We start from the raw sequence: 5,928 nt of genomic DNA, 5'->3' as shown, positions 1-5,928 counted from the left end.
TTGGCGCGCGGGTACTTCGGTCGTGCGGATCTGACCTCGGATCGTTTCGTGGCCAACCCGTTCGAGCCGGGTCAGCGGATGTACCGCACCGGCGATCTCGTGGCGTGGAACGCGAACGGTGAGCTGGATTACCGGGGTCGTACGGACTTCCAGGTGAAGATCCGTGGTTTCCGTATCGAGCTCGGCGAGATCGAGGCGGCGCTGCTGGCCCAGCCCGAGATCACCCGGGCCGCGGTGCTGGCCAAGGCGGACGGCGCGGCCGGCTCGGATCACCTCGTCGCCTACCTGGTCGGCACGGGCGAGCACGACGCCGCACCGGATCCGGCCCGCATCCGCGCGGCACTGGCCGAGCGCCTGCCGTCGTACATGGTGCCGTCCGCGTTCGTGGTGCTGGCCGAACTGCCGCTCAACACCAACGGCAAGCTGGATCGGGCCGCGCTGCCCGAGCCCGAGTTCGCACCCCGCGAGTTCCGGGCGCCCGCCGCGGAGGTGGAAGTCACCGTGTGCCGGGTCTTCGCCGAGGTGCTGGACCGGGATCCGGTCGGGCTCGACGACAACTTCTTCGAGCTCGGCGGCAACTCGCTGATCGCGGTGCGCCTGGCCGCCGAACTGGGCGCCGCCCTGGGCCGCAAGATCCCGGTGGTGCTGCTGTTCACCGCGCCGACCCCGGCCGACATCGTGGCCGAATTGTCCAGGAGCGCGGGCGATCTCGACGCCAACGCGGCGTTCGAGGTGCTGCTGCCGCTGCGCCCGCAGGGCGCGGGAGCGCCGCTGTTCTGCGTGCACCCGGTCGGCGGCGTCGCCTGGTCCTTCGCCGCGCTGGCGGCGGAGCTGGACGAGGACCGGCCCATCTACGGTCTGCAGTCCCCGACGCTGGGATCGGAGGCGCCGCTGCCGGATTCGATCGAGAGCTGGGCGCGCCGGTACGTCGAGGAGATCCGCGCGGTGCAGCCCGAGGGCCCGTACCACCTGCTGGGCTGGTCGCTGGGCGGTGTGCTCGCGCACGCCATGGCGGTGCAGTTGCAGGAACAGGGCCAGGAGGTCGCGACGCTGGCCATGCTGGACAGTTCACTGGACACCGGCGAGGTGCGGGGACCGGTGCGGTTGCCGGTCGCCGAACTGCTCGGCGGGCTGCTCGGTGACGACGCCGCCGCGGATTCGGCCGATCCGGATCCCGTCGCGCTGGCCGAACGCCTGTCGGTGCTGCCGGAGCCGTTCGCCTCGGTCACCGCGGAGCGGGTGGCGCGCATCATCGACTCCGGTCTCGCCTCGCTGGGCCTGATCGGCGCCTACGAGCCCCGCAGCTTCAAGGGCAACCTCCTGTATTTCGCTGCGGCCCTGGACGATCCGAGCGGCGCCATCGGGGTCTCGGGCTGGCGCGACGTCGTCGACGGCATCGTGCACAGCTACGCGGTCGAGGCCACGCACTGGCAGATGGCCTCGCCCGAGGCCCTGGCGCGCGTCGCCCGGGTGCTCAACGCCCTCCGCAGGCAGGTGGGTCACCGGTAATTCCACAGTTCGAAGTTTCAGGTGCGTCGAACTGACGCCTGATGTACATTCTGAAAAGCATCGTTTTCACAGCTTGCTGTGTCGGTGAAGAAAGGCAGTTCGTTGAGCAATCCCTTCGATGATGAGAACGCTCAGTTCTATGTATTGGTGAACGAGGAGGCCCAGCACTCGCTGTGGCCGGTCTTCGCCGCCATTCCGAGCGGATGGACCATCGCCTTCGGACCCGCACGGCGCGCGGACTCCCTCGAATACGTGGAGTCCCACTGGACCGACATGCGGCCGGCATCGCTCGTCGAAGCGATGTCGGAATCCGAATAAACACTATCGAAAGGAGACGTCATGGAAGGCGTCGACATCACCGCCGTGCTCACTCAGATCCTGAACTTCCTGAGCAGCGGCTCCACCATCGGCTACGACCCCAAGCTGCTCTGATCTCCCGCTCGTATTTCGCGCTGTACCCCTGTGCTGTAAAGGAATAACACCCCATGGATCTCGGAAGCGCCGGCTTCACCAGCCTCCTTCAGGCCATCGCCCATCTGCTCAGCTCGGGCTCGGACCTGTCCGTCACCCCGGGCACCCCGCCCGTCACCCCGCCGCCCGCGGTCTAGGTCCGTCGTGCAGAGCGGCAGCGCCGTAGACAACCTGCTCGGGGTCCTGGCCCAGATGCTGGGCACCGGGTCGTCGTTCACCTTCCCGCCGATCCCCGCGCCGACCACGACCTAGTCGCGCATCCCGGTCCGATCCCGCGCTCGGGCCGAACCGTCGGGCCAAAGCTTCCAGCCGCCAGGGCATTCCGCCCTGGCGGCTCGGTTCGTTTCCGGAGCGGCCCCGATTTCACTGGGTAACCGGACGATTCGGACACTGCAAAGCGGACCCGGCCGAAAAGGGTTGTGCCGAAAGCTGTCAATGCGGAGCAGCTGACGGTCAATCGCCGTCGATCCCGGATAATTTGCAACTCGCCCAGCGCGCTTACTTCGAGGGCGAATGGTTGGCAAATATATTGGAGCGGTAGACAAGCTGTAACCACCGCGAAAGCCCTTGTAGGCGCTGCGGTGTATCTCTTCGCGCACTCGCTGGCCGTTAGCTACGTAGTGGGAAGGAAGAGCAGTGGGGATGAACAGCATGAGCCACGACGAAATGCTCGAGCCGAGCGCCGTGGGTCTGTACTGGGACCGCGACGGTGACATCTGGCAGCGCGAGGACGCCGGTTGGCGACTGATTCTGCAAAGCGGTGTAGCGGTGGATCCGATCTCGCTCTGGGATTGGGATAATGGACATGTGTGCGATTACGCGCCCTTCACTCCCGTGTCGGTGCTCGCGACCACTTGATGTGCGATACCGGACACCCGCCCGATCGGTGCGTGATCGGGCGGGCGCGTTCGGGCGTCAGGCGTGCCGGGCCGGCACCGCGCCGAACAGGGTGACCTCCATGAGCCGAATCACGCGCTCCTGCGGGCACACTCGCTGATCCTCCCCGAAGACCCGGCCCAGATCGACCACCAGGCCGAAGCCGGCGTGCACCAGGATGCGGGCCTCGCCGTCGGACAGTTCGGGCCGGACCGCCACCAGCAGGCGCACCCATTCGGCCACGATGAGCCGCTGCACATTGCGCAGCATCGTGCGCTCCTCGGCCGAGACATGGCCGAACTCCGCGTAGTAGACGAACGTCAGCTCGCGCTCGGCGAAGGAACCGGCCACGTACAGGTCGACGAGCTTGGCCAGCGCCTCGGCCGGACCCGCCGAGGAGGCCACCGCGGGCCCGATGGCGCCCGAGACCCGGTCGGCCGCGCGCCGGAACGCCGCCGCGAGCAGGTCGCCCTTGCTGCGGTAGTAGCGGTACACCGCCGAGGCCGCGGACAGATCGGCCGCCGAGGCGATGTCCTCGACGCTCACATTGGGATAGCCCCGCTGGTGGAACAGCTCCACCGCCTTCTTCAGCAGCAGTTCGTGCTTGAACGACTGCGGAATCTCGGTCGCCCGCGGTGCGCTGGCGGTGATCTCCGGCGGCGGCAACTCGGCGGCGACCAGGGCCAGCGCGGTCGAATACAGCAGGGCGCTCAGCGGTTTCACCGGCAGCGCGGCGTGATGATCGCCGATGCTGCTGACCACGCTGAACACCGCGACCGCCCGCACCGCGCAGTCGGCGGCGTCGAGATCGGGCCGGACGTCGGCGATGAGCCCGCGCAGCGTCGCCAGCGCCGCGGCGAACTGCTCGGACAGGGTCCGGTGGTCTGTCTCGTCCAGGTAGCGCTGCTCCCAGCGGACCAGGGTGACGGTGGCGCGGTTGCCGACGGTCTCGGCGATCACCCGGTCCAGCACCACGCTCAGGCGCTCGAGCGGGGTCAGGCCCTCGGTCTCCGGCGGCGGGGTGACCGAATCGACGGTGAGCTGCCCGAGCCGCAGGAGCTCCTCGCGGAACAGCGCGTACTTGCTCGGATAGTGCCGATACAGCGCGGCGGAGGAGATCCCCAGGCGTGCGGCGATGTCCTCCATGCTGACCCCGTGATAGCCGAGCGAGCCGAAGGCGGCCGCCGAGGTGGCGGCGATCTGGGCGCGCCGATTCTTCGGGCGGCGGCGAATAACGCGCTGCTCCTCGACATTCATATCGGCAATGGTAGTCACCAGGTCTTTTGCGGCCCTGCCGGGTTCGGCACCGCAACCGCGCCGTGACCCGTTCGCGGGCGAAAGCCCAAGGCGCTCACTCGAATCGAGCCGGTCGATTCGAGTATTCGCAGCGGTTCCTTCGCCGCCGGGCTCCCGGATCCCCTAGGCTGCCCAGAGATCCGAGCAGAGCAGAACGGAGCCGGCATTGCGCACGGTCGATGTTGAGCGCACCCTCCGAGCCCCCCTGCCCGACGTTTTCGACTGGATGACCGACGCCACCAACTTCCAGCGGGTCCCGCTGTGCCGCCGCGTCACCCTGGTCCGTCCCGGCAACACCAACGGTCACGGCGTCGGCGCGGTGCGTCTCATAGTCACCCCACTCATCCGCCTCACCGAGGAGATCGTCGAGTACAACCCGCCCGAGCTGGTCCGCTACCGTTTGCTGAAATCGGTTCCGCCCCTGCGACATCAGGAAGGCTTCATCGCCTTCAAGGCCGTCCCGCAGGGCACGCAGGTCCGCTGGTTCTCGACCTTCGAGATAGCCGCCCCGATCCTGCCCGGCCTCTGGACCGCGATGTTCCTGCCGGTCATCCGGACCGGCTTCCACATGGTCCTGCGCACCGCCGAGAGCGAACTGCGCGGCATCTGACGCTACGGGCGCAGCGCCGCCGACGCCATGCGGCGCAGGATCGGGCGCGCGCGGGCCGCGGGCGGGGCGCTGTGCGGGGTGGAGTTCATCAGGCCGAAGGTCGCGTGGGCCTGGACGCGGGCCGTCGCCTCGGGGAGGTCGGGGTGCACCTCGCGCAGCACGGCCACCCAGACCTCGACGTACTGGCGCTGGGTGCGGCGGACCTGTCGGCGGGCGCCCTCGGGCAGATTCTCGAGATCGCGATCCTGGATGCGGATCAGTTCGGGTTCGCCCAGGGTGAAGTCGAGATGGAAGTCGATCAGGGCGTCCAGGGCCGCGGCGGGGGAGTCCGCGGCGCTCGACACCGCCCGGCCGCCGTCCAGCAGCCGCTGACTGATGCCGACGAGCAACTCGACCAGCAGGGCTTCCTTGTTGGGGAAGTGGCGATAGACCGCGGGGCCGCTGATGCCGGCCGCCGCCCCCAGATCGTCCAGGCGCATCCCGAGGAAGCCGCGATCGGCGATGAGCCGGGCTCCCGCCTCCAGTAGCTGCTGCCTGCGCTGCGCCTTGAGCTGTTCGCGACGCGTCGGGGCGACGGTATCGCTGCTGGTCACCGCTGCTCCCTTCGTCGGTCCTGGACAAGTCAGTTAGTGAAGATTATCTTATTTTCGAGTTAGTGGGGATTAACCGAGCGTCAGGATCAACCGCGTGGAGAGGTGCAGCGCATGACGGTCACCGAGCAAGTGCGAACCGGAAATCGGGCCGCGCATCTCGCGCTGGTGCGCGAACTGCGGGAACGGCTGGCCCACAGCGCGCTGGGCGGGCCGGAGAAATCGCGCGAACGCCATCTGGCCCGCGGCAAGCTGCTGCCCCGCCAGCGCGTGGACCAGCTGCTCGACCCCGGTTCGCCCTTCCTCGAGCTGTCCCCGCTCGCGGCCAACGGGCTGTACGACGACGAATGCCCCGGCGCGGGCGTCATCGGCGGTATCGGCCGCATCGCCGGGCGCGAATGCGTGATCATCGCCAACGACGCGACGGTCAAGGGCGGCACCTACTACCCGATGACGGTGAAGAAGCACCTGCGCGCGCAGGTCCGCCTCCGGATGCCCGACGAGGATCTGTCCTGGGTCGATCTGGTGCGCGGGGAGACCACCTTCCGTGCGGGCGTCGTACCGGACTTCGCGCTC

General features: G+C 68.4%; 8 protein-coding genes. 6 read left to right on the top strand and 2 right to left on the bottom strand.

Annotation, left to right across the window (positions count from 1 at the left end; all coding sequences use genetic code 11):
* From ACWDOP_RS38840 to ACWDOP_RS38825, 4 genes are all read left to right on the top strand, one after another.
* Window positions 1-1,509, top strand: a 1,509-nt coding sequence (locus ACWDOP_RS38840) for an alpha/beta fold hydrolase (RefSeq protein ID WP_456349068.1), incomplete at its 5' end; no start/stop codon positions are given.
* 102 nt (window positions 1,510-1,611) lie between these two features.
* Window positions 1,612-1,827, top strand: coding sequence for an MbtH family protein (locus ACWDOP_RS38835; RefSeq protein ID WP_354985897.1), 216 nt, complete (start codon window positions 1,612-1,614; stop codon window positions 1,825-1,827).
* Window positions 1,828-1,994: 167 nt separating this feature from the next.
* On the top strand, window positions 1,995-2,117 hold the full coding sequence (locus tag ACWDOP_RS38830) for a hypothetical protein (RefSeq protein WP_456349067.1): 123 nt from the start codon (window positions 1,995-1,997) through the stop codon (window positions 2,115-2,117).
* Window positions 2,118-2,622: 505 nt separating this feature from the next.
* Window positions 2,623-2,838, top strand: coding sequence for a hypothetical protein (locus tag ACWDOP_RS38825; protein ID WP_456349066.1), 216 nt, complete (start codon window positions 2,623-2,625; stop codon window positions 2,836-2,838).
* A gap of 57 nt (window positions 2,839-2,895) precedes the next feature.
* On the opposite strand, the gene ACWDOP_RS38820 is transcribed toward ACWDOP_RS38825, so the two are convergent.
* Complete coding sequence (locus ACWDOP_RS38820) at window positions 2,896-4,113, bottom strand: TetR/AcrR family transcriptional regulator (RefSeq protein WP_456349065.1); 1,218 nt, start codon at window positions 4,111-4,113, stop codon at window positions 2,896-2,898.
* A gap of 205 nt (window positions 4,114-4,318) precedes the next feature.
* Between ACWDOP_RS38820 and ACWDOP_RS38815 the strand changes: the two genes are divergently transcribed.
* Complete coding sequence (locus ACWDOP_RS38815) at window positions 4,319-4,762, top strand: SRPBCC family protein (protein ID WP_454201673.1); 444 nt, start codon at window positions 4,319-4,321, stop codon at window positions 4,760-4,762.
* Window positions 4,763-4,764: 2 nt separating this feature from the next.
* Here the strand turns inward: ACWDOP_RS38815 and ACWDOP_RS38810 are convergent, their stop codons facing one another.
* Complete coding sequence (locus ACWDOP_RS38810) at window positions 4,765-5,355, bottom strand: SACE_7040 family transcriptional regulator (protein WP_456349064.1); 591 nt, start codon at window positions 5,353-5,355, stop codon at window positions 4,765-4,767.
* 111 nt (window positions 5,356-5,466) lie between these two features.
* On the opposite strand from ACWDOP_RS38810, the gene ACWDOP_RS38805 reads away from it, so the two are divergent.
* Window positions 5,467-5,928, top strand: a 462-nt coding sequence (locus ACWDOP_RS38805) for a carboxyl transferase domain-containing protein (RefSeq protein WP_456349063.1), incomplete at its 3' end; no start/stop codon positions are given.

Source organism: Nocardia sp. NPDC003693, assembly GCF_053981095.1.
This window is presented reverse-complemented; position numbering and strand designations above follow the sequence as displayed.